This is a genomic window from Aeromicrobium sp. Leaf350, assembly GCF_916858655.1.
Lineage (GTDB): Bacteria > Actinomycetota > Actinomycetes > Propionibacteriales > Nocardioidaceae > Aeromicrobium.
In genome coordinates, this window is record NZ_CAKASL010000001.1 from 1,577,143 (window position 1) to 1,599,306 (window position 22,164).

Below are 22,164 nucleotides of genomic sequence, written 5' to 3' on the forward strand. Positions count from 1 at the left end.
ATCAGGCCTCGACGGCCAGCGCCGTGGCGAAGCCGAGCATCACGACGCCGGTCGTGCCGTCGACGCCGCGGCGCACGCGCGGACGGGTGAGGTGGCGGGCGGCCACCGACCCGAGCTGCACGACCGTCAGCAGCACCACCGTGCCGACCACGACGAGGGTCATGGCGTAGGCCAGCAGCGCCGGCAGTCCCTGGCCCTCGCCGACGAACTGCGGCAGCACGGCGATGTTGAACGCCAGCACCTTGGGGTTGGTGAGGTTGCAGACGAACCCCTGCCGGAACGAGGCGCGGTGCGACACCTTCGGGCCCGTGCCTCCGACGGCCCACACGCTCCCGTCGCGCCGGAACGCGTCACGCAGGGCGTTGACCCCGAGCCAGGTCAGGTACAGCACGCCGGCCCAGCGGATCGTGAGGAAGACCGGCTCGGAGGCCGCGAGCACGGCGCCGAGGCCGGTCGCGGCCAGCACGCCCTGGATCGCCCCGGCCACCGTGATGCCGGCCATGGTCATGAGTCCGCGGCGCCGGCCGCCGACCACGCTGGCGCGCAGGGTCAGGAACGTGTCGGGTCCGGGCGCTGCCGCGAGCACGGTCGCGAACAGCAGGAAGGACAGGTAGGTCTCCACGGAGGGATGCTACGCGGGCGGAGCCGTCGACGGAATGCGTTGCTGGGAGGCCGTGCCAAGATGCGAAGGTGGACCAGCTGCGCACCTACGGCGGACGCCCGGGAGCGGACCGGCGGGACGAGCGTCGGACGCGGCTGCTCGCCGTCGGCAACGAGCTGCTCACCGCGCCGGACGGACCCGGGGGCTTCTCGGTGCGTGGCGTCTGTCGTGAGGCGGGCCTGACGCCGCGGTACTTCTACGAGAGCTTCACCGACGCCGGCGAGCTCGCGCGTGCCGTCTACGACGAGTGCATCGCCGCCATCACGACCCCGGCGCTCGAAGCACTCCGCGACCTCGGGACCGATGATCGTGCTGCGGTCAGGCGTGGTCTGGCGACGCTCGTCGACCTCATCGCCGACGACCCGTCCCGGGGCCGACTGCTGTTCTCGCCGGCGCTCGCGGCCGTGCCCGAGATCGCCGAGCAGCGAGTCGTCTCCACGCGTCTGTTCGTCCGTCTCGTGGGTGTCGAGGCGACGAACCGGAAGGTGCCGGAGCCCTCGGGCCCGGTGCGGGTGGCCGCCGAGCTCCTCGTCGGTGGAGTGGCCCAGGTCGTGAGCGCCTGGCTCGAGGGCCATCTCGACGTCGACCGCGACGTCATCATCGACACCCTGACGACCTCGTTCCTCTCGCTGGGGCCCGCCGTCGAGCCTCGCGGCGGAGGCGTCACCCGGCCCCCCGACTAGGCTGCGGCCCGTGACCCACACCTTCGAGCCTGCCGTCGTCGACGCCGTGCTCGCGCACATGAACGACGACCACACCGACGACTCGCTGCTGATCGTGCGCGCGTTCGGCGTGACCGACGCCGAGTCGGCCACGATGACCGGACTCGACGGCGAAGCCGGCGTGTTCGAGGCGGTCGTCGGCGGCGTCGCGACCGAGGTGCGCGTGCCCTGGAGCGAGCCGATCACCGAGCGTGCGGAGATCCGGCGCGAGGTCGTCGTGCTGTACGACCGCGCCTGCGGGGCCCTCGGCCTGGAGCCCCGCGCGCACTGACCCCTTCGCGTGCGGTACCCCCTTCGAGGCTCGCAAGCTCGCACCTCAGGGGGCGGTCGGCTTTCCTCGCACCTCGGGGTGCTCTCCGGCTCCCGGGAGCTGCCGAGATTTGCTGCCCGATCCACCGAATCCACGCAAGGAAACGGTGGATTCGCCAGCAGATCTCGGCACGCCTCACGCATGGCGAAGGGCCGGACCCCCGGGTGGGGATCCGGCCCTTCGTCAGTCAGTGCGAGCGGGGAAGGCTCAGCGCTCTTCCTCGCCGCGGATGAAGGCCTCGAGCTTCGCGCGACCGAGGTCGTCGGGACGCTGCTCCGGCGGGCTCTTCATCAGGTAGGACGAGGCGCTCAGCAGCGCGCCGCCGATGCCACGGTCCTTGGCGATCTTCGCCGCACGGATGGCGTCGATGATGATGCCGGCCGAGTTGGGCGAGTCCCAGACCTCGAGCTTGTACTCCAGGTTGATGGGGGCGTCGCCGAACGCGCGACCCTCGAGGCGGACGTAGGCCCACTTGCGGTCGTCGAGCCAGGCCACGTAGTCAGACGGGCCGATGTGCACGTTCTTGTCGTGCACCTTGCCCGCGAGCGAACCGGTCAGGTTCGACGTGACGGCCTGGGTCTTGGAGACCTTCTTGGACTCCAGACGCTCACGCTCGAGCATGTTCTTGAAGTCCATGTTGCCGCCGACGTTGAGCTGGTACGTGCGGTCCAGCGTGACGCCGCGGTCCTCGAACAGCTTCGCCATGACGCGGTGCGTGATGGTGGCGCCGACCTGGCTCTTGATGTCGTCACCGATGATCGGGACGCCGGCGTCCTCGAACTTCTTGGCCCACTCGGGGTCCGAGGCGATGAAGACGGGCAGGGCGTTGACGAAGGCGACGCCCGCGTCGATCGCGCACTGCGCGTAGAACTTGTCGGCGTCCTCCGAGCCCACGGGCAGGTAGGACACGATGACGTCGGCCTGCGTGTCCTTGAGGACCTGCACGACGTCGACCGGAGCGGCGTCGGACTCCTCGATCGTCTCGAGGTAGTACTTGCCGAGACCGTCGAGCGTCGGGCCCCGCTGGACCGTGATGCCGGTCGGGGGGACGTCGGTGATCTTGATCGTGTTGTTCTCGCTGCTGCGGATCGCGTCAGCGAGGTCGAAGCCGACCTTCTTCGCATCGACGTCGAACGCAGCGACGAACTCCACGTCGTTGACGTGGTAGTCACCGAACTGGACGTGCATCAGTCCGGGCACCTTGCCCGACGGATCAGCGTCCTTGTAGAACTCGACGCCCTCGATCAGGGACGTGGCGCAGTTGCCCACGCCCACAATTGCCACGCGTACCGAACCCATGGGTTCTCCTTCTGCCGTATCTCTCGTGTTGCCTGTGCTCGGGGTCAAGCCGATTGGCTGGTCGTGTCGGGATCGCCGGCATCGTCGCCGGAGACCGTGTATCCACCTGCACGCTCACGGTCGATGAGCTCGGTCAACCACTGGACCTCGCGTTCGACCGACTCCAGGCCGTGGCGCTGGAGCTCGCGCGTGTAGTTGTCCGCCCCTCGGCGATCCCGGAGGGTCGCGTCGCGGACGTTTTCGAGCCGCTCCTGGAGCCGGCTGCGCCGACCCTCGAGGATGCGGACCCGCGTCGGTGCGTCGGTGCGCGCGAAGAACGCGAACCGGACACCGAAGTTCTCGTCGTCCCACGTGGCCGGGCCGGACTCCTCCATGACCTGGGCGAAGTACTCCTTGCCCTCGGCGGTCAGACGGTAGGCGATGCGGTTGCGGCGGCCACGGATGGCGGCGTCGGGATCGTCGTCGGCGACGATGAGTCCCTGGCGGACGAGGGTCTTCAGGCAGGGGTAGAGCGTGCCGTAGGACAGCACACGTCCCCACCCGAGCAGCGCGATGAGCTGCTTGCGCAGCTCGTACCCGTGCATGGGCGAGTCGTGCAGCAGTCCGAGGATCGCGAGCTCGAGAGCCGCGCCGCGCCGTGCCATGGTCAACCTTCGTTCCGTGAAGTGGATATATCGGAACGATACATCGAAATCGCGTTCCGGTGAACCACCGGGTTCGTGCGGCGTCCATCACGGCGTCACCTCGTGGTCACGGTCGCGTCGCGAGGACGACCGGGCGACCGTGGCGCGGAGGTTTGGTGTCAGTGGGCCTAACAGGCACACTTGAGCGGATCATCACGACCGCCGGATCCCCCGACGGCGGCCGGACGAACGGATGGAGGTGCCCGCTCGTGGCGCGGAGCAGCAACGACAGCGGTGCCCGACGGGCCGCCAAGCGGAGTTCGAAGGGCACCAAGCGCACGGCGAAGCGCGGCGGCATCTTCAAGGCCTTCCGGGCCATCGGCGGCGAGGGCCGCGCGTGGTGGGTCAAGACCTTGCGCTGGTTCGCCTTCCTCGGCGTGCTCGGCTTCGCGATGAGCGCGCTGGCGTTCTTCATCCTGTACCGCTCGATCGACATCCCCGATCCGAACGAGCAGTTCCAGACGCAGACCACCAAGGTCTACTTCTCCGACGGCACGACCGAGCTGGGCGAGTTCGCCGAGCAGGACCGCGAGAACGTGAACCTCGACCAGGTGCCGGCCTCGATGCAGGCCGCGATCATCGCCGCCGAGGACCGCTCGTTCTACACCAACCGGGGCATCGACTTCCGGGGCATCGTCCGCGCGCTGCGCGACAACACGACGAGCGGCCGCATCACGGGCGGCGCCTCGACCATCACGCAGCAGTACGTGAAGATCCTCTACCTGACGCAGGAGCGCACCTACACGCGTAAGATCAAGGAAGCGATCCTGTCGCTCAAGATCCACAACCAGCTCAGCAAGTCCGAGATCCTCGAGGGCTACCTCAACACCGTCTACTACGGCAACGGCGCGTACGGCGTGCAGGTCGCTGCGAAGACCTACTTCAACAAGGACGTCTCGGAGATCACGGTCCCCGAGTCGGCCTACCTCGCGACCGTCGTGAACAGCCCGACGTACTACGACCCGTACACGCCCTCGTGCCTGGCCGACGCCGCGAGCGCCGAGTGCCAGACCGAGACCGTGAGCCGCGACGAGCGCGTCATCCCGCGCTACAACTACGTCATCGACGGCATGGAGAAGTCCGGGGCGATCACGGCCGAGGAGGCCGCGCAGTACAAGGACGTGCTGCCGGCGTTCTCGCCGATCACGGTCAACGACCGCTACGCAGGCCCCAACGGCTACCTGCTCAAGATGGTCGAGAACGACATGGCCAAGCGCGACTTCAGCGACGCGCAGGTGCAGGGTGGCGGTCTGCGCATCGTGACCACGATCGACCCGCGCCTGCAGCAGGCCGCCGTCGACGCGGTCAACGAGGTCTCGCCGGAGGGACTCGAGGGTCTGCACACCGGACTGGCCTCGGTCGAGCCGGGCACCGGAGCGGTGAAGGCGCTGTACGGCGGGCCGGACTTCCTGGCGAGCCAGATCAACTGGGCGACGGCACCGACCCAACCGGGCTCGACCTTCAAGGTCTTCGCGGTCGTCGCGGCACTGGAGGACGGGTTCAGCCTGAAGACCCAGCTCAACGGCAACACCCCGTACCGCATCGGCGGGGGGTCCGTGAAGAACGCCGGCGACTCCGGAGGTGCCTCCTACGGCACCCTCGACCTGCAGAGAGCCACGGCCAAGTCGGTCAACACCGCCTTCATCGACCTCACGGTGCAGATGAGCGACGGCGGTGACGTGAGCGTCGGTGCGCAGAAGATCCTCGATGCGGCGGTGCAGACCGGCATCCCTCAGGCGACCGCCGACGCCATCGATCCGGTCGCCGTCACCTCGCTCGGCTACGCCGGCGTGGCCCCGATCGACATGGCCAACGCGTACGCAACCCTCGCGGCCAGCGGCAACAAGTCCGAGTGGTACGTCGTGCAGAAGGTCAGCAGCGCCGAGGGCTCGGTGCTGTACGAGCGCGTCAACGAGCCCGAGCAGGCGGTGCCGGCGGACGTCGCTGCCGACACGCTGGCCGCGCTCCAGGGGGTCACGGCTGCTGGCGGCACCGGCACCGCCGGACGCACGGTGTGCCCGACCGCCGGCAAGACCGGCACCGCCACGGCCGGTCCCGACGGCGACACCTTCACCTCTGCGGTGTGGTTCGTCGGCGCGACGCCCAAGCTCGCGACCGCGGTCATGTACAACCGCGGCGACGGCAACGACGAGCTCGACGGCTTCCTGCGTCCGGCCTTCGGTGGTGCGTACCCGGCACAGACGTTCAAGGCCTACATGAACGAGGCGCTCGATGAGGGCGACTGCGGCGCGTTCCCCAAGGCGGCGAACATCGACGGCGAGAAGGGTGAGACGTACGTGACGCCCGCCCCGACGTGTGGTCCGACCGAGCAGCTCAACGCCGACCAGACCGGCTGCGAGCCGCGCCCGGTCCCGGTGTGCGACCCGTCGCAGAAGCTCGACGGCACCGGCTTCAACTGCGTGCCGATCACGTGCGAGGACTCCGGTCAGACGGGCACGTACCCGAACTGCACCAGTCCGCCTCCCACACCGTCACCGACGTCGACGGTGCCGCCGGCGGGCTCGGTGATCCAAGGAGTCAACAATCCCGTCGAGTGCACCACGCGGGGCGGCAGCTGGGTGACCAATCAGGGTCCGCCTCGCTGCATCTCCAACGGTTGACGCATCTCACGCTGGGCATGCTCGGGTGAGGAAGGTAAGGTTTCCCTCACCCGAGCAACCCCCACCGTGAGGTCGTCATGCAGGTCCACTCCGCGCGCGTCAGTCGGCGCCGCGCCCTGAGCCCCCATCTCGTCACCGTGACCGTCGAGGTCGACGGCGACTACCCGTTCACGGGTGTGCCCGACGAGTACCTCCGGGTGCTCCTCGCGCCGGAGGGCCACCCCCTGGTGCTGCCGACGGTGAGTGACGACTGGGAGATCACCCAGCCGGAGGGAACCGAGCCGCCCATCTGGCGCGTCTACACGATCTCCGACCACCGCGTCGTCGACGGCACGGTCGAGATCGACCTCGACGTCGCGCTGCACGAGGAGGGCCCGGGCGCGGCCTGGGCGCGCGACTGCCTGCCGGGCGACGAGCTCGGTCTGCTCGGTCCCAAGGGCCTGTACGCCGCGCCGAGCGACGTCGAGTGGCAGCTCCTCGTCGCCGACATCACGGGCCTGCCCGCGATGGCCCGCATCCTGCGGGGCCTGCAGCCGGGGCAGCAGGTGCGCGCGGTCGGCGTGCTGACCGACGCCGGCGACGCGATCGCGCTGCCGAGCCCGGCCGACGTCGATCTCGAGTGGATCGTCGTCGACCGTGACGTCGACGTGACCGAGGCGCTGGAGAAGGTCGTCCTGGAGGCGCCGTTGCCCGGGGCGTCCGACGGCGGCCGGTACGTCTGGTTCGCCGGCGAGGCGCGGGCGAGCCGCTCGGTGCGCAAGCACCTGCGCCGCACGCTGGGCTGGCCGCAGAGCGACTTCTACACCTGCGGCTACTGGCAGATCGAGGCCGAGAAGTGGCGCGCCCGCTACGACGAGGTCGCCGAGAAGGTCCAGCCGCAGCTCGTCGCGGCCCAGGACCTCGCCGGGGTCGACGAGGGCCAGTACCTCGACGCCCTCGAGGACATCTACGAGTCCGTGGGGCTCTAGACCGCGCGACCTGACGCTCTCCCGCTCCCGGAGCGCCTACGCCACGTCGTGCTCGAAGTACGTGGGGCGCCGCGGCACGATCAGCAGCGGCATGCCGGCCTCGGCCGGGGTGCGGTCGGCCTTGCGGTGGTTGCAGCGCAGGCAGGCCGCGACGGCGTTGTCCCACGTGAGCATGCCGCCGCGGCTGCGGGGGATGATGTGGTCGACGGTGTCGGCGTGTCCGCCGCAGTAGGCACAGGCCTTGTCGCGCGCCTTGATGGCCGACTTCGTGCAGAGCTCGGAGCGCCGGTACATCCAACGGGTCACGACGTAGCGCACGAGCCGGAGCACCTTCGGCCGCGGGAACGGGCCGTACGTGCCGCCCGCCTCCTCCTCGATGACCGCGACCTGACGCACGAGCATCTTGATGGCGTGGCGCAGGGAGACGCGTTGCAGCGGTTCGTAGCTGGCGTTCAGCACCAGCACGTGTGCATCGGACATCGTGTGCCTCTCCGAGGCCAAGAGTAGACGCAACCCGGGCGCGTCGGGATGAACTTCGCGTGTCGAGTCTGCCGTCGTTGCAGGGCTCTACCGTCACCCGCCCGTGTCCCGGGACCCCCGCCGGCGCGTCCGGCGGATGCGGCCCCGGTCCATCTCCGGTAGACGTGGAGGACTGAGAAACACGTCTGACATCAACCGGACCTAGGGTGGCGCGAGTGAGCGAGACGAGTCTCTTCGACGAGTACGGCCCGATGGTCGGGTTCGACGAGATGTTCGCCGATCCCGTCGGCGGGCCCCTGGTCCGCGACGAGTACCAGACCATCAACGGCGCCTTCCGCAAGATGGGCGACGACGAGATCCGGGTGCGGGCCGACGCGCTCGCCACGTCGTACCTCGACCAGGGCGTCACGTTCGGCGTCGCGGGCGAGGAACGGCCGTTCCCGCTCGACATCGTGCCGCGCGTGATCGAGGCCGCCGACTGGAAGCACGTCGACCTCGGGGTGCAGCAGCGCATCAAGGCGCTCGAGGCGTTCCTCGCCGACGTGTACGGCCCTGGCGAGCTCTTCGCCGACGGCGTCGTGCCGCGCGAGACCGTCGTGACGTCGCCGCACTACCACCGCGTCGTGGCCGGCCTCGAGCCTGCGAACGGCGTGCGCGTGCACGTCTCGGGCGTCGACCTGATCCGTGACGCCGACGGCAACTTCCGGGTGCTCGAGGACAACGTGCGGGTGCCGTCCGGTGTCTCCTACGTGATGACGAACCGGCGCGCCCTCTCGGCCGCTCTCCCGGAGGTCTTCGCCGACCACCGCATCCGACCCGTGCAGCAGTACTCGCGGATCCTGCTGCAGGCGCTGCGCGCCGCGGCCCCCGCCGGCGTCAGCGACCCGACCGTCGTGGTGCTGACCCCCGGCGTCTACAACTCGGCCTACTTCGAGCACACGCTGCTGGCCCGCACGATGGGCGTCGAGCTCGTCGAGGCGCGCGACCTGGTGTGCCAGGGCGGGCGCGTGCTCATGCGCACGACGCGGGGGCTCGAGCCGGTGCACGTGATCTACCGCCGCATCGACGACGAGTTCCTCGACCCGGCGCAGTTCCGTCCCGACTCGGTGCTCGGCGTGCCCGGGCTCATCACCGCCGCGCGCGCCGGCAACGTCACGATCTCGAACGCGATCGGCAACGGCGTCGCCGACGACAAGCTGCTCTACACCTACGTGCCCGACCTCATCCGGTACTACCTGAGCGAGGAGCCGATCCTCCAGAACGTCGACACGTGGCGACTCGGTGAGGCCGACCAGCGCGAGGAGGTGCTCGACCGGCTCGACGAGCTCGTGCTGAAGCCCGTGGACGGATCGGGCGGCAAGGGCATCGTGATCGGGCCGGCCGCCACCACCGCCGAGCTCGACGAGTTGCGTGGCAAGATCCACGCCGACCCGCGTGCCTGGATCGCGCAGCCGGTCATCTCGCTGTCGACCGTGCCCACCCTCGTGGAGCAGGGCATCCGTCCGCGTCACGTCGACCTGCGTCCGTTCGCGGTCAACGCGGGCGACGAGGTCTACGTGCTGCCGGGCGGCCTCACCCGCGTCGCGCTCCCGGAGGGCGAGCTCATCGTGAACTCCAGCCGCGGCGGCGGCTCCAAGGACACGTGGGTGCTCGCCGATCCGTTCGTCGACCCCAACCCGCTCGACGAGGCGGAGGTCGAGGAGCCCGAGAAGCCGCGCAAGGAGAAGGTGCGTCCGGGCAAGGCCCGCTCCGGTGTCACGCAGTCGCAGTCCCAGGGCGACCAGTCGCTCGGCGAGCCGTTGCAGGAGCAGACGCAGACATTCCCGGAGTACTCGGAACCGGACTTCTCTGGGTCACATCTTTCTGGGCCGAATCCTTCTGGGGAGGTGGAGTGATGCTCAGCCGCATCGCCGAGTCGCTGTTCTGGATCGGGCGCTACCTCGAGCGCGCCGACGACACCGCGCGCATCCTCGACGTCGAGCTGCAGGTGCTCGTGGAGGACCCGACGATCGACGAGGAGCACTCCTGCCGCCAGCTGCTCACGGTCATGGGCGTCGAGGAGTACCCGTCGGTCGTCAACCGCTGGACGATCCTCGACCTGCTGGCCCACAACCCCGAGTCGCCCTCCTCGATCGCGTACGTGATCGACGCGGCCCGTGAGAACGCGCGCGGCGCCCGCGAGACCCTCTCGACCGACATGTGGGCCGCGATCAACACGATGTGGCGCGGCCTGCCGTCCGCGCGGGCGATGCGGTCGGCCGACATGTTCGGGTGGGTCCGCAACCGCACCGCGATGATCGCCGGCATCGCCGACTCCACGATGACGCGCGACGAGGGCTGGCAGTTCTTCATGCTGGGTCGCAGCATCGAGCGCGTCGACATGACCGCGCGTCTGCTCTCGACCGCGTCGCTCGCCGCCGAGGCGCAGCTCGCCTGGCCGACGACGCTGCGTGCCTGTGGCGCGTACGAGGCGTTCATCCGCGCGTACCGCGGGCTGGAGGCCGACCGGCTCGCCGCCGAGTTCCTGCTGCTCGACCGCTGGTTCCCACGCTCGGTCGTCTCGGCCCTGGTCGAGGCGGAGAAGGCCCTTGCGACCCTGGAGGCCGGCGGTCAGCGCACCGGCGGTCAGCGGTCCGGCTTCAGCGACGAGGGCCTGCGACTGCTCGGTCGCGCCCGCACCGAGCTCGAGTACCGGCCGCTGGCCGAGATCGTCTACGACCTGCCCACCGAGATGGAGCGTCTGCAGCGAAGCTGCGCCGCGGCGAGCGAGGCGGTCACGACCCGGTACTTCTCGCTCGCCGAGTCGCGCCAGTGGAGCGAAGGAGCGCTGCTGTGAACGCTGCTCAGCAGGGATATCAGCTGCGGATCCGGCACACCACCGGCTACGCCTACGCCGACGGCTCGAGCGGGTCGTACAACGAGGCGCGCATGACACCGCTGACCACGAGCGAGCAGACGCTTCTGCGCTCGCGGCTCGACATCAGCCCGACCCCCTGGTCGCTGGAGTACCGCGACTACTGGGGCTCCACCGTGACCGCCTTCGAGGTGCACGAGGACCACGACGAGCTCGAGGTCGTCGCCACGTCCACGGTCGAGACCTCCGGGGCCGTGTCCGAGCCGTCGGGCACGGCGTGGGCCGACCTGGCCGGCGTCACCGACCAGTGGTGCGAGTTCCTCATGGCGTCGCCGTGGACCTCCCCGCCGGAGGACCTCCTCGCGGCGCTCGAGCCCCTGCGGGCCGAGTCGGCCACGCCGGCGGAGTTCGTGCGCGCGGTGGGCCGGTTTCTTCACGAGGCGATCGCCTACGTGCCGGGCAGCACCACGGTGGAGTCCACCGCCTCCGACGCCTGGGCCGCGCGCTCGGGCGTGTGCCAGGACTTCGCCCACCTCATGGTCGGCGTGCTGCGGGTCGCCGGCATCCCCTCGCGCTACGTCGCGGGCTACCTGCACCCGTCGTCCGAGCCGCAGGTCGGCGAGACGGTCGAGGGCGAGTCGCACGCGTGGGTCGAGTGGTTCGACGGCGACTGGGTCGGCTGGGACCCCACCAACGACATCGCCCCGGGCGGCCGTCACGTCGTGGTCGCCCGCGGCCGCGACTACTCCGACAACCCGCCCCTGCGCGGCATCTACGCCGCCGGCAGCGACTCCGACATCTTCGTTTCCGTCGAGATCACCCGCCTCCGTTGATGACCCCTCGCGAGAGACTTTGTTACCCCTCGCGAGTGAGTTCGTTTGTGGACAGGAGTGAGCTCGTCACTCCTGTCCACCAACAACGTCGCTCGTGACCACCAACAAAGTCTCTCGCGAGCGGTCATTTGGCGAGGGTGGCGACGTCCGTCGGGGCGGTGCGGCCGCGGAGGGTCACCGGGTCGGACGGGGTCCAGCGGTCCGGCTCGTCCGGCGCGACCTCGGCGGCGGCGTCGACGGTGGCCTGCATGACCAGCACGTTCCCCGGCACGTCCTTGGCGAGGTCGGTCAGCCGCGAGGCGGAGTTCACCGCGTCGCCGATCACGGTGTACTCGAAGCGCGACTCGTCGCCGATGTTGCCGGCGACGACCTCGCCCGTGGCCACGCCGATGCCGGCGCCGACCTCCGGCACCTCCTCGGTCAACCGCTGGGCCATGGCCCGGGCCGCCGACAGAGCTCGCGACGCGTGCTGCTCGTCCGCCACTGGGGCACCGAAGATCGCGAGCACCGCGTCGCCCATGAACTTGTTGACCAGGCCGTGGTGCCGGTCGACCTCCTCGACGACGACGCCGAAGAACCGGTTGAGCACGGCGACGACCTCGGTCGGTGAGTGCTCGGTGGCATACGTCGTGGACGAGACCAGGTCGACGAAGAGCACCGACACGACGCGGGTCTCACCGCCGAGCTCGACCTCGCCACGCGCCGCCGCCTCCGCGACCTCGCGGCCGACGTGGCGACCGAACATGTCGCGGATGACCTCGCGCTCGCGCAGCCCCTGGGCCATGTCGTTGAACCCGGACTGCAGCGTGCCCAGCTCGGTGCCGTCGTAGACGACCACCTCGACGTCGTAGTCGCCGTCGCGCACCTGCGACAGCGCGTCGGTGACCGACTGCAGCGGGTTGACGACGGAGCGGGCCGTGAGGTCGGTGACGAGCAGGCCGAACGCGAGGATGACGCCCGACAGGCCGAGCACGACGATCGCGAACTGGTTCGTGCGCGCCTCCGGCGAGGTCAGCACCACGATCGCGCCGACGACCAGGCCGAGCACCGGGGCCGCGGTACCGAGCCCCCAGAAGATCAGCATCCGGCGCTGCACGCCCATGCGGCCGCGACGGAGGTCCTGCTTGCCGTCGAGCGCACGCGCCGCGACGGGTCGCAGGATGAACTCCGCGATCAGGTAGGCGATCGTGCTGACGACGAGCCCGGCGATCACCACCGCGAACGCCACGCTGATCACGGCGCGCGGCTGGAACACGATGGCGAGCACGGGGTAGATCACGGCGGCCACGCCCCACAGCGCGACCTGCATCGCGCTCAGGCGCCACGGCAGGCGGAGCGCCGCGCGCCGTTCGGCGTCCGAGGGCTCCTCGTCGTTGAGCGCCCAGCGGAGCCCCCGGATCGCGCTGATCGTGCCGTACGTGGCCCCGAACAGCACGGCCACCAGCACGTAGGTGGGCGTCGCGATCGCCATCGCGATGCCGAACTCCCGGTTGATGTCCTCGCCCGGGATGATCACGAGCGTCAGCGCCGCGACGATGACCGCGCCGATCACGTTGGTGATGACCAGCAGGAACGTCAGCAGCACCTGGACCCGGACGCGCAGGCGGCGCGAGCCTTGGTCGACGGGCCCGAGCAGCCACGACCCGAAGGCCGACGAGTGCTGCATCGACATGGGGCGTCCGTCCGTCCGGTGCGCCATCGGGGTGGCGGCGCTAGCGTCGATCCTATGAGCGAGGAGCGTTATTACGCGGACGAAGTTCCCGAGACACATCAGCCGTGGGTAGCCGCGGCCGACCGGTACCAGCACCTGGAGTACCGCAGGGTCGGCGCGAGCGGCCTGCTGCTGCCGCCGATCTCGCTGGGACTGTGGTGGAACTTCGGCGACGACCGGCCGTTCGCGACCCAGCGCGAGATCCTGCGGCACGCCTTCGACCGCGGCATCACGCACTTCGACCTGGCCAACAACTACGGGCCTCCGTACGGCTCGGCCGAGGAGAACTTCGGGCGCATGATGCGCACCGACTTCAAGCCGTACCGCCACGAGCTGGTGCTCTCGAGCAAGGCCGGCTGGGACATGTACCCCGGCCCGTACGGCAAGCTCGGCAGCCGCAAGTACCTGCTGAACAGCCTCGAGGAGTCGCTGACGCGGATGAGCGTCGACCACGTCGACATCTTCTACTCGCACCGCGCCGACCCCGACACCCCCGTCGCGGAGACGATCGGTGCGCTCGACACCGCAGTGCGCCAGGGCAAGGCCCTCTACGCCGGCATCTCGTCGTACTCCCCCGAGCGCACCGCCGAGGCCGTGGCCGTGGCCCGCGAGCTGGGGACGCCGCTCGTGATCCATCAGCCGTCGTACTCGATGCTGAACCGCTGGGTGGAGGACGGCGGGGGTGCCGGGCCGCGGGCGGCGGACAAGAGCCTGTTGACGGTGCTGGGTGAGCACGGGCTCGGGTCGATCGGCTTCAGCCCGCTGGCCCAGGGCCTGCTGACGTCGAAGTACCTCGGCGACGAGCCGGCCGAGCGCGTGGGTCGTGGGTCGTTCACCGACGACGCCGTGACGCCCGAGAACCGCGAGCGCCTGCGCGGGCTGGCGGCGATCGCCGAGGAGCGAGGTCAGTCGCTCGCCCAGCTCGCGATCTCCTGGATCCTGCGCCCGGGCGGCGTGACCTCGGCGCTGATCGGCGCGTCGTCGGTCGAGCAGCTCGACGAGAACCTCGAGGCGGCCGCCAGGACCGACTTCACCGACGACGAGCTGGCCCGCATCGACGATCTCGCGGGCACCGTCGAGTCGATCGACCTCTGGAAGGGATCGGCGGACCTGTGAACACCGTGAGGAGTCACGCATGAACACCGCCCAGCTCCTGGAGGACGGCTTCGGCCGCGTGGTCGACTCGGTCGAACGCACCCTCGACGGCCTCGACGAGACGCAGCTGACCTATCGCCCGACCCCCGAGGCGAACTCGATCGCGTGGCTGGTCTGGCACCTCACCCGGGTGCAGGACGACCACCTCGCGGACGCGTTCGACGTCGAGCAGGTCTACACGACGCAGGGCTTCGCGCAGCAGCTCGGCGAGTGCTTCCCGCACGAGCCCGGCGACACGGGCTACGGCCACAGTGCCGAGCAGGTCGCCGCGGTGCGGTCGCCCGCCGAGCTGCTGTCGGAGTACCTGCAGGCCGTGCACGCGCAGACCGTCGCGCTGACGGCGGACGTCACCGACGCCGACCTCGACCGGGTCGTCGACGAGCGATGGGACCCGCCCGTCACGCTCGGCGTGCGCCTCGTCAGCGTGCTCGACGACGACCTCGAGCACGCCGGTCAGGCCGCCTACCTGCGCGGCATCCTGCCCTCCACCTGACGCACCGGCTCCGGCCGTCAGGAGCCGTGGGTGAACTCCAGGATCTCCAACGCGGCGGCCGACGCCTCGACCGTGCGCTCGAGCAGGTCGCCGATGGTCGTGCACCGCAGGAGCTCGAGCTGGTCGAGCTCGCCCAGCAGCGAGATGCCCGCGAGCTGCCAGCAGCGCTCGACCGGGTCCTCGCCGAGCGGGCTGTCCGGTGCCCACTCCAGGTCGACCAGCTCGGACGCCCGCACCAGGTCGGAGCGGATCGCGTCCTCGGCAGCGAAGAGCGCGATGTCGAGCTCCTCGGACCACACCAGGTCGGGCACGGGCGTGACCTCGGCCTGTGGGAACGGGTCGTCGGGCAACCACTGGTCGACCGTGAAACGTCCTGTCCCGTGGGCGATCATGACGAACGTGTCGCCGTCCGGGGCCACCTGCGCGACGCGCGCCATCGTGCCCAGGTCGAAGCGGGTCTCACCTCCGCCGGCCTCGGTCCCCCGCTCGATCAGCACCACGCCGAACTCGGCGGGCTCGCGGGTCAGCACGACCTCGAGCATGGCGAGGTAGCGCGGCTCGAAGAGGCGGAGCGGGAGCGGCATGCCCGGGAGGAGGGGCCTGGCGAGCGGGAACATCGGGGTCGCGTCCGGCACCCCTCCACCCTAGGGCCCACGGCCGGGCCGCGCTCCCTCAGATTTGGCCGGATTGCCGGGGTTCCCCTAGACTCGCCGGGTTGCCCGTCGGGCAGCACCTCCTGCTACGGACCGTCCGTAGCCGTTCAGACCGAAGGAGGACGCAAGTGTCCTTGCGTCAGTACGAAGTCATGGTCATCCTCGACCCGAGCCTCGACGAGCGGACCGTCGCTCCGAGCCTCGACACCTACCTCAACGTCATCCGTGGTGAGGGTGGATCCGTCGAGAACGTCGACGTGTGGGGCAAGCGCCGCCTCGCGTACGAGATCGACAAGAAGAACGAGGGCATCTACGCCGTCCTCGACCTCACCGCCACGCCCGAGGCCGTCGCCGAGCTGGATCGTCAGCTCGGTCTCAACGAGTCCGTCGTCCGCACGAAGGTCATCCGTCCCGACGCCAAGTGAGGCCCGGGCTGTGGACTGACCCTCGCGGACTGTCCCACGGCTGAGTCACACTCGACTTCGACCACCTCTTCGGGTCCGAAAGGCTGATCCCCATGGCAGGCGAAACCACCATCACGCTCGTCGGCAACCTGACGCGCGATCCCGAGCTGCGCTTCACCCCCGCGGGAGCGGCCGTCGCCGACTTCACCGTCGCCTCGACCGCGCGCACGTTCGACCGTCAGACCAGCGAGTGGAAGGACGGCGACACGCTGTTCATCCGCTGCTCGGCCTGGCGCCAGCTGGCCGAGAACGTCGCCGGCTCGCTCACGAAGGGCACGCGCGTCATCGTCACCGGTGCGCTCAAGGTCCGTGAGTACGAGCGCAACGACGGCGGTCGAGGCACCAGCGTCGAGATGACCGTCGAGGAAGTCGGCCCCTCGCTGCGCAACGCGACCGTCCAGGTCCAGCGTGTGCAGCGCAGTGGCGGCGGTGGCGGTGACTTCGGCGGTGGAGCCGGCGGTGGCGGCGGCGCGAGCCGACCCAGCGGCGGAAACGACGCCTGGGGCGGTCAGCCCTCCGGTGGTTCGGCGGGCGGCGGCAACGCTGCTCCGGCGGACGACCCGTGGGGCGGCGGCGGCTCGTCCGAGCCCCCCTTCTGATCCGGCACCCCCCGGATCCACCACACACACACGTATCTAGCAAGACATCCAGGAGCATCATGGCCAAGCCCGTCATCCGGAAGCCGAAGAAGAAGAGCAACCCGCTCGCGGTCGCCGGAGTCACCACGATCGACTACAAGGACACCGCGCTGCTGCGGAAGTTCATCTCCGACCGCGGCAAGATCCGCGCCCGTCGCGTCACCGGCGTCTCCGTCCAGGAGCAGCGCCAGATCGCCAAGGCGATCAAGAACGCGCGCGAGATGGCGCTGCTGCCCTACACCTCCAGCGGCCGCTGAGCGAAGGAGAGAACAGATGAAGCTCATCCTCACGCACGAGGTCACGAACCTCGGCACGCCCGGCGACATCGTCGAGGTCAAGGACGGCTACGGCCGCAACTTCCTGCTGCCGCGCAACTTCGCCATCCGGTGGAGCAAGGGCGCTGCCAAGCAGGTCGAGTCCATCAAGGCCGGGCGCGACGCCCGCGCCATCCACGACCTCGACGACGCGCGTGCCCTCAAGGGCAAGCTCGAGTCGGGTGCCGTGAACCTGCCGGTGCGCGCCGGTGAGGGTGGCCGCCTGTTCGGCGCCGTCACCGTCGCCGACATCGCCGCGGCCATCGAGGCCGACGCCGGTGCGGTCGACAAGCGTCGCATCGAGGTCGGCAACCCGATCAAGTCGCTCGGCGCCCACTCGGTCTCGGTGCGTCTGCACCCCGAGGTCACGGCCACCGTCAAGCTCAACGTGGTCGCCTCCAAGTAATCGCTGTGAGCATCTCGTCACGACCCGGTCGACACCTGTCGATCGGGTCGTGGCGTCTCACGGTGCCGTTCGTCCTCGCGGCGCTGGTCCTGACCGCCTGCGGCGGCGACCCGGACTCCCTGGAGGTCGACCGCACCGAGGTGCGCGACGGCGGCACCCTGCACCTCGCGGTCGAGGCCATGCCCACGACCTTCAACATCGGCGCCGCCCCGGTGGGCGACACCGCGACCTCGGTCCTGGAGCCCACCCGCGGTGGCGCCGTGGTCCTGGCCGACGACGGCACCTGGAGCGTCGACGAGCGCTACGCGACGTCGGTCGAGGTCGCCTCCGCCGATCCGCTGGCGGTGACGGTGACCCTCAACCCGGAGGCCGTCTGGTCCGACGGGTCCACGATCGACGCGGCCGACATGCAGGCCTACGCCACGGCGCAGATCGCGGCTGCCGGTCAGGCCTCGGCCGACGTCGACACGTGGTCGGTCGTCGCGGGCGTCGACCCGGGTGCCGACGCCTGGACCTACACCGTGCGGTTCACCCGCCCCACCCCCGACTGGCCCGACCTCGTCTACCCGGGTCTCCCGGCCGAGGCCACGCCCGCCGAGGTCTACAACGGGTACGCCGACGCCGCGCCCCCCAGCAACGGACCGTTCGTGGTGGCCGAGATCGACCGCGAGGCCGGACTCGTCCGGCTGGAGCGCAACCCGCAGTGGTGGGGTGAGACCCCGGCCCTCGACGCGATCGAGTATCGCGCGCTCGACGGGCAGGCCCAGGCAGAGGCGTTCACCGATGGTGACCTCGACGCGATCGAGCTCGCTCCTGCGGGTGCCGACTCGGTCGAGGACGGTGTCGTGTCGACCGCTCCCGGGCAGGAGTGGAGCCACCTGACGCTCAACGCCGCCCGGGGTCCCCTCGCCTCCCCGGTGGTCCGACAGGCCGTGGCGCTCGCGCTCGACCGTGACGCCCTGGTCGAGGCCACGGGTGCCGACGCGGCGCTCGCCGGCAGCTTCGTCACCGTCCCCGGCCAGTCGGGCTACACCGACACCGTCGGCGACCTCCTGACTCGCGACGTCGAGCAGGCGCGCGACCTCATCGCCTCGGCCGGCTACACCGCCGACGGCGACGGATGGACGGCGCCCGACGGCTCTGCCCTCGCCCTGCGCCTGCCCGTCCCCGAGGGCAACGAGGCGGCCGCGTCGCGGGCGGAGGCGGTCGCCGGCGACCTGGCCGACGTCGGCATCGAGGTGACGATCGAGCCGCGTCCGGTCGACACCTTCTTCAGCGACGTCGTCGTGCCGCTGGACTTCGACCTCGTGACCTTCCTGTGGTCGACCGACCCCCTCGACACCGCGGCTGCGGTCGCGCGGGTCCTCCCGGTCGACAGTCCCCTCAACTTCACCGGGCTGGCCGATCCGGGGGTCGCGCAGGCCGCCGACGCCCTGCTCCGGTCGATCGAGCCGAAGGCGTTCGCGGCGGCCACGGCAGCCTTCGACACGGCCGTGCTGGCGACGTCGGTCATCATCCCGCTCGTCGTCGAGCCCCACGTGCTGGCGGTCGGCGACGACGTCGTGAACCTCATGGCCCACCGCTTCGCCACCCCGGACTGGACGGTCGTCGGCTTCCGCGCCTAGATGTCCACAGGCCTGGGGGAAAACCCCCCTTCCGGGCCATTTTCGGGGCCTTCGGCGTGTCGTGTCGACATGTCTACGTGGACACGACGGTGGACCGTCATCCACCGCGATATTTCTTCGATCCACACGGGTGGACAGCGTTTGCGCAGGTCAGAGCACGTGTGCTGCGTCACATGCCGGCTCTGTCCACAGGTTGTCCACCACCTGTGCACACCTTCCACGGCGATTTGCACAGCGCCTGATCCGTTCTCCACAGGGGCTGTGGACAAAGGGGGTTCCTGTGGGCCCTTCTGGCTCGACCTGACCCCGTCCGGCCCCCTAGTGTGGGCGCTCGTGTCGGTCGCCGATTCTGACGGTGGCGGCACCTAGGTTCGGTGGGAGAGCCCGAGCCGACGAGCGAGAAAGGACGTGGCGGCGTGAGCGTGTCCGACCTCTACCCGACCGAGTCCGAGGACTCCGCCGGTGGTCGAGTACCCCCGCAGGACGTCGCCGCCGAGCAGAGCGTGCTCGGGGCGATGCTGCTCTCGCGCAACGCGATCGATCCCGCCACCGACCTGCTCTCGCCGCGCGACTTCTATCGCCCCGCGCACGAGTCCATCTTCGACATCGTGCTCGACCTCCACAGCCGTGGCGAGCCGGCCGACGCCATCACCGTCGCTGCCGAGCTGCAGCGCCGAGGCGACCTGGCCCGGGTCGGTGGGGCTCCGTACCTGCACACCCTGGTCGCCGGGGTCCCCACGGCCGCCAGCGTCAACTACTACGCCGCCATCGTCCGCGAGAAGGCCGTCCTGCGGCGCCTGGTCGAGGTCGGCACGCGCATCCAGCAGATCGGCTACGACCAGACCGGCGAGGTCGCCGACCTCGTCGACCAGGCGCAGGCCGCCGTGCTCGACGTCGACGGTGCCAGCGGCGCCGACGACTACCGGTCGATGGCCGACCTCATGCCGGAGGCGATCCAGGAGATCGAGGACATCGCCAGCCGTGACGGCGAGATGGCCGGCGTCGAGTCGGGCTTCCCCGAGCTCGACAGCTACACGACCGGGTTCCGCCCGGGCCAGATGATCGTGGTGGCGGCCCGACCCGGTGTGGGCAAGTCCACGATCGGCCTCGACTTCGTGCGCGCCGCCTCCATCAAGGGCGACACCCCGAGCGCCATCTTCTCGCTCGAGATGACGGCCGCCGAGATCGCGATGCGTCTGCTGTCGGCCGAGGCGAAGGTCAGCATCTCCCACATGCGCGGCGGCTCGGTCAACAAGTTCGACTGGGACGCCATCAGCCGCACCATGCCGCGCGTCATGGGAGCGCCGATCGTCATCGACGACTCGCCCAACATGACGATGCCCGAGATCCGCTCGAAGGCCCGCCGCATCCAGAAGGAGCACGGGCTCGGCCTGGTCGTCATCGACTACCTCCAGCTCATGACCTCCGGCAAGCGCGTCGAGAACCGTCAGGTCGAGGTCTCGGAGTTCAGCCGCCAGATGAAGCTGCTGGCCAAGGAGCTCCAGGTCCCGATCATCGCGATCAGCCAGCTGAACCGTGGTTCCGAGCAGCGCACCGACAAGACCCCGCAGCTGTCCGACCTGCGTGAGTCCGGCTCCATCGAGCAGGACGCCGACATGGTCATGCTGCTGCACCGCCCCGACATGCACGGCGGCGGCGAGTCCGAGCGTCCCGGCGAGGCCGACATCATCCTGGCCAAGAACCGATCGGGCCCGGCCGGGGTCAAGGTCGCCGTGACCTTCCAGGGCCACTACTCCCGCTTCACGCCCATGGCGCGCGACGTCGGCAACGAGGCCGCGGCAGGCGCTGCGGCCGCCGGCGACTTCTTCTGATCCGACACGCCAAACGAGACGTAGCGTCTCGTTTGGCGTAGGGTGGGGACATGACCTCCTCACGACGGACCTGGTGGATCACGGGAGCCTCGCGCGGCCTCGGCCGTGCCCTGGCCGAGACGGCCGCAGCGCGCGGCGACCTGGTCGTGGCAACGGGGCGCGACGCCGCGACCCTGCCGAGCGGTGACGGCCTCGTGCCCATGACGCTCGACGTGCGCGACGAGGCGGCGGTGGTCGCCACGGCCGAGCGCATCGTGGCCGAGCACGGTCGTGTCGACGTCGTCGTCAACAACGCCGGGTACGGACTCGTCGGCGCCGTCGAGGAGCTCACCGACGATGAGCTGCGGGGCATCCTCGACACCACCGTGCTCGGATCGGCGCGCGTCGCCCGGGCGGCGCTGCCCCACCTGCGCCGACAGGGCTCGGGCCACCTGCTGTTCGTCTCGACGACCGGAGCCGTGGGCACGATGCCGTTGCTCGGCGCCTACAACGCGGCGAAGTGGTCGCTGGAGGGCATGGCGCAGGCCCTCGCGGGCGAGGTCGCGGGCACCGGGGTCCGGGTCAGCATCCTCGAGCCCGGCGGCATCGACACGGACTGGGGAACCAGCAGCATGGCCTTCGCCGATCCGCTCACGGCGTACGACGCACTGCGCGAGACGCTGTTCGGCACCGCGGTCGTGCCGTGGCCGGTCGAGGGCACCGGCGGCGGCACGCCTCCCGCTGAGATCGCGGCCGCGATCGTGGCGCACGTCGACGACGAGAGCGACGACCGACTTCGCGTGCTGCTCGGCGACGACGCCCCGGAGCAGGTCGCCGCCGCCCTGCACGCCCGCCTCGAGGACTACCAGCGCGATCCGCGCTTCGTTGCGGCGCTCGCCGAGGTCGCACCGTGAGCGTGCGGGTCTCCACGCGCGACCGGGTCCATCGCGCCGTCCTGGAGCTGGTCGCCGAGGTCGGGGTGCCGGGGCTCACGATGGAGGGCGTCGCCGCACGCGCGGGGGCCGGCAAGCAGACGATCTACCGCACCTGGGACTCGCCGCTGCATGTGCTGCTCGACGCGCTGCTGACCGCGTCCCAGGACGCCGACGGTCGGGTCGAGGTGCCCGACACAGGCGATCTCGCGACCGACCTGCGCGTGCTCGTCGACGGGATGGTGGCCGAGCTCACCGACCCGCCCTCCGACGCGATGATGCGTCACGTCGTCGCGCTGCTGCCCGACCGTCCAGGGCTCGGCGAGGAGCTGCAGGAGCGGTTGCTGCGCCCGCAGGTCGCGGCGATCGAGGCCCGGTTCGAGCGGGCCGGGGTCGCCGAATCGGGCCCGGCGGCCGAGCTGCTGCTCGGACCGGTCTTCCACCGCTGGCTGCTGCGCACCGGCCCCTTCTCGGAGCAGTGGATCGCGACGCACGTGCGACTCGTGGTGCAGGCGCTGTCGACCTAGGTGC

Annotated in this window: 23 protein-coding genes; 17 read left to right on the forward strand and 6 right to left on the reverse strand. The window is 70.3% G+C overall.

Annotated features, from left to right (window positions below; all coding sequences use genetic code 11):
* Position 1 precedes the first annotated feature (1 nt).
* Entirely contained in the window at positions 2–622 is a 621-nt protein-coding gene (locus LO931_RS07945; protein ID WP_229052795.1) for a LysE family translocator, read from the reverse strand.
* Positions 623–690: 68 nt separating this feature from the next.
* On the opposite strand from LO931_RS07945, the gene LO931_RS07950 reads away from it, so the two are divergent.
* Positions 691–1,344: a TetR/AcrR family transcriptional regulator gene (locus LO931_RS07950; protein WP_229052797.1), complete on the forward strand. Its 654-nt coding sequence runs from the start codon at positions 691–693 to the stop codon at positions 1,342–1,344.
* A gap of 10 nt (positions 1,345–1,354) precedes the next feature.
* Complete coding sequence (locus LO931_RS07955; protein ID WP_229052799.1) at positions 1,355–1,654, forward strand: DUF2470 domain-containing protein; 300 nt, start codon at positions 1,355–1,357, stop codon at positions 1,652–1,654.
* A gap of 246 nt (positions 1,655–1,900) precedes the next feature.
* Here the strand turns inward: LO931_RS07955 and LO931_RS07960 are convergent, their stop codons facing one another.
* Both LO931_RS07960 and LO931_RS07965 read right to left on the reverse strand, forming a co-directional pair.
* Positions 1,901–2,992 (reverse strand): inositol-3-phosphate synthase, encoded by a 1,092-nt coding sequence (locus LO931_RS07960; RefSeq protein ID WP_229052800.1) that lies wholly within the window; start codon positions 2,990–2,992, stop codon positions 1,901–1,903.
* A gap of 44 nt (positions 2,993–3,036) precedes the next feature.
* Entirely contained in the window at positions 3,037–3,636 is a 600-nt protein-coding gene (locus LO931_RS07965; RefSeq protein WP_229052801.1) for a PadR family transcriptional regulator, read from the reverse strand.
* 248 nt (positions 3,637–3,884) lie between these two features.
* Between LO931_RS07965 and LO931_RS07970 the strand changes: the two genes are divergently transcribed.
* Both LO931_RS07970 and LO931_RS07975 read left to right on the forward strand, forming a co-directional pair.
* A complete protein-coding gene (locus LO931_RS07970) occupies positions 3,885–6,296 on the forward strand; it encodes a transglycosylase domain-containing protein (RefSeq protein ID WP_229052802.1) in 2,412 nt (803 codons plus the stop codon).
* A gap of 77 nt (positions 6,297–6,373) precedes the next feature.
* Positions 6,374–7,264, forward strand: coding sequence for a siderophore-interacting protein (locus tag LO931_RS07975; protein ID WP_229052803.1), 891 nt, complete (start codon positions 6,374–6,376; stop codon positions 7,262–7,264).
* A 36-nt stretch (positions 7,265–7,300) separates the two neighbouring features.
* On the opposite strand, the gene LO931_RS07980 is transcribed toward LO931_RS07975, so the two are convergent.
* Entirely contained in the window at positions 7,301–7,744 is a 444-nt protein-coding gene (locus LO931_RS07980; RefSeq protein WP_229052804.1) for an HNH endonuclease, read from the reverse strand.
* Between the two features lie 215 nt (positions 7,745–7,959).
* Here LO931_RS07980 and LO931_RS07985 point away from each other — a divergent pair, with 215 nt between their 5' ends.
* From LO931_RS07985 to LO931_RS07995, 3 genes are read left to right on the forward strand one after another with little or no spacing between them, the layout of a single operon-like run.
* Complete coding sequence (locus tag LO931_RS07985) at positions 7,960–9,639, forward strand: circularly permuted type 2 ATP-grasp protein (RefSeq protein WP_229052806.1); 1,680 nt, start codon at positions 7,960–7,962, stop codon at positions 9,637–9,639.
* Positions 9,639–10,580: an alpha-E domain-containing protein gene (locus LO931_RS07990; protein ID WP_229052808.1), complete on the forward strand. Its 942-nt coding sequence runs from the start codon at positions 9,639–9,641 to the stop codon at positions 10,578–10,580. Before LO931_RS07985 ends, LO931_RS07990 begins: the two co-directional genes overlap by 1 nt.
* Complete coding sequence (locus tag LO931_RS07995; protein WP_229052810.1) at positions 10,577–11,431, forward strand: transglutaminase family protein; 855 nt, start codon at positions 10,577–10,579, stop codon at positions 11,429–11,431. Before LO931_RS07990 ends, LO931_RS07995 begins: the two co-directional genes overlap by 4 nt.
* A 124-nt stretch (positions 11,432–11,555) precedes the next feature.
* Here the strand turns inward: LO931_RS07995 and LO931_RS08000 are convergent, their stop codons facing one another.
* A complete protein-coding gene (locus LO931_RS08000) occupies positions 11,556–13,103 on the reverse strand; it encodes an adenylate/guanylate cyclase domain-containing protein (protein ID WP_229052812.1) in 1,548 nt (515 codons plus the stop codon).
* 54 nt (positions 13,104–13,157) lie between these two features.
* Between LO931_RS08000 and LO931_RS08005 the strand changes: the two genes are divergently transcribed.
* Positions 13,158–14,258, forward strand: a complete 1,101-nt coding sequence (locus LO931_RS08005) for an aldo/keto reductase (protein ID WP_229052813.1) — start codon at positions 13,158–13,160, stop codon at positions 14,256–14,258.
* A gap of 19 nt (positions 14,259–14,277) precedes the next feature.
* Entirely contained in the window at positions 14,278–14,790 is a 513-nt protein-coding gene (locus LO931_RS08010) for a DUF664 domain-containing protein (protein ID WP_229052815.1), read from the forward strand.
* 17 nt (positions 14,791–14,807) lie between these two features.
* Here LO931_RS08010 and LO931_RS08015 read toward each other — a convergent pair whose 3' ends face one another.
* On the reverse strand, positions 14,808–15,425 hold the full coding sequence (locus LO931_RS08015) for an LON peptidase substrate-binding domain-containing protein (RefSeq protein ID WP_229052817.1): 618 nt from the start codon (positions 15,423–15,425) through the stop codon (positions 14,808–14,810).
* Between the two features lie 152 nt (positions 15,426–15,577).
* Between LO931_RS08015 and rpsF the strand changes: the two genes are divergently transcribed.
* From rpsF to LO931_RS08055, 8 genes are all read left to right on the forward strand, one after another.
* Positions 15,578–15,868 carry a 30S ribosomal protein S6 gene (gene rpsF / locus LO931_RS08020; RefSeq protein WP_229053114.1) on the forward strand — a complete coding sequence of 97 codons (291 nt, stop codon included), beginning with the start codon at positions 15,578–15,580 and terminating at the stop codon, positions 15,866–15,868.
* Positions 15,869–15,960: 92 nt separating this feature from the next.
* On the forward strand, positions 15,961–16,506 hold the full coding sequence (locus LO931_RS08025; protein WP_229052818.1) for a single-stranded DNA-binding protein: 546 nt from the start codon (positions 15,961–15,963) through the stop codon (positions 16,504–16,506).
* A 59-nt stretch (positions 16,507–16,565) separates the two neighbouring features.
* The gene (gene rpsR, locus LO931_RS08030; protein ID WP_229052820.1) at positions 16,566–16,802 is read left to right on the forward strand and encodes a 30S ribosomal protein S18; all 237 of its coding nucleotides are present in this window, start codon (positions 16,566–16,568) and stop codon (positions 16,800–16,802) included.
* 16 nt (positions 16,803–16,818) lie between these two features.
* A complete protein-coding gene (gene rplI, locus LO931_RS08035) occupies positions 16,819–17,265 on the forward strand; it encodes a 50S ribosomal protein L9 (RefSeq protein WP_229052822.1) in 447 nt (148 codons plus the stop codon).
* Positions 17,266–17,270: 5 nt separating this feature from the next.
* The gene (locus tag LO931_RS08040) at positions 17,271–18,890 is read left to right on the forward strand and encodes an ABC transporter substrate-binding protein (protein ID WP_229052824.1); all 1,620 of its coding nucleotides are present in this window, start codon (positions 17,271–17,273) and stop codon (positions 18,888–18,890) included.
* A 416-nt stretch (positions 18,891–19,306) separates the two neighbouring features.
* Positions 19,307–20,722 (forward strand): replicative DNA helicase, encoded by a 1,416-nt coding sequence (gene dnaB / locus LO931_RS08045; protein ID WP_229052826.1) that lies wholly within the window; start codon positions 19,307–19,309, stop codon positions 20,720–20,722.
* Positions 20,723–20,772: 50 nt separating this feature from the next.
* Positions 20,773–21,615, forward strand: coding sequence for an SDR family NAD(P)-dependent oxidoreductase (locus LO931_RS08050; protein WP_229052828.1), 843 nt, complete (start codon positions 20,773–20,775; stop codon positions 21,613–21,615).
* Positions 21,612–22,160 (forward strand): TetR/AcrR family transcriptional regulator, encoded by a 549-nt coding sequence (locus tag LO931_RS08055; RefSeq protein ID WP_229052830.1) that lies wholly within the window; start codon positions 21,612–21,614, stop codon positions 22,158–22,160. The genes LO931_RS08050 and LO931_RS08055 overlap by 4 nt, the downstream gene beginning before the upstream one ends.
* Positions 22,161–22,164 lie beyond the last annotated feature (4 nt).

Excerpts from the sequence above, each read along its gene's own strand:
- rplI (WP_229052822.1), top strand. The coding sequence starts at position 16,819 with ATGAAGCTCATCCTCACGCACGAGGTCACGAACCTCGGCACGCCCGGC.
- LO931_RS08010 (WP_229052815.1), top strand. The coding sequence starts at position 14,278 with ATGAACACCGCCCAGCTCCTGGAGGACGGCTTCGGCCGCGTGGTCGAC.
- rpsR (WP_229052820.1), top strand. The coding sequence starts at position 16,566 with ATGGCCAAGCCCGTCATCCGGAAGCCGAAGAAGAAGAGCAACCCGCTC.
- LO931_RS07980 (WP_229052804.1), bottom strand. The coding sequence starts at position 7,744 with ATGTCCGATGCACACGTGCTGGTGCTGAACGCCAGCTACGAACCGCTG.
- LO931_RS07975 (WP_229052803.1), top strand. The coding sequence starts at position 6,374 with ATGCAGGTCCACTCCGCGCGCGTCAGTCGGCGCCGCGCCCTGAGCCCC.
- LO931_RS08000 (WP_229052812.1), bottom strand. The coding sequence starts at position 13,103 with ATGTCGATGCAGCACTCGTCGGCCTTCGGGTCGTGGCTGCTCGGGCCC.
- LO931_RS08005 (WP_229052813.1), top strand. The coding sequence starts at position 13,158 with ATGAGCGAGGAGCGTTATTACGCGGACGAAGTTCCCGAGACACATCAG.
- LO931_RS07965 (WP_229052801.1), bottom strand. The coding sequence starts at position 3,636 with ATGGCACGGCGCGGCGCGGCTCTCGAGCTCGCGATCCTCGGACTGCTG.
- LO931_RS07960 (WP_229052800.1), bottom strand. The coding sequence starts at position 2,992 with ATGGGTTCGGTACGCGTGGCAATTGTGGGCGTGGGCAACTGCGCCACG.
- LO931_RS08025 (WP_229052818.1), top strand. The coding sequence starts at position 15,961 with ATGGCAGGCGAAACCACCATCACGCTCGTCGGCAACCTGACGCGCGAT.
- LO931_RS08050 (WP_229052828.1), top strand. The coding sequence starts at position 20,773 with ATGACCTCCTCACGACGGACCTGGTGGATCACGGGAGCCTCGCGCGGC.
- LO931_RS07990 (WP_229052808.1), top strand. The coding sequence starts at position 9,639 with ATGCTCAGCCGCATCGCCGAGTCGCTGTTCTGGATCGGGCGCTACCTC.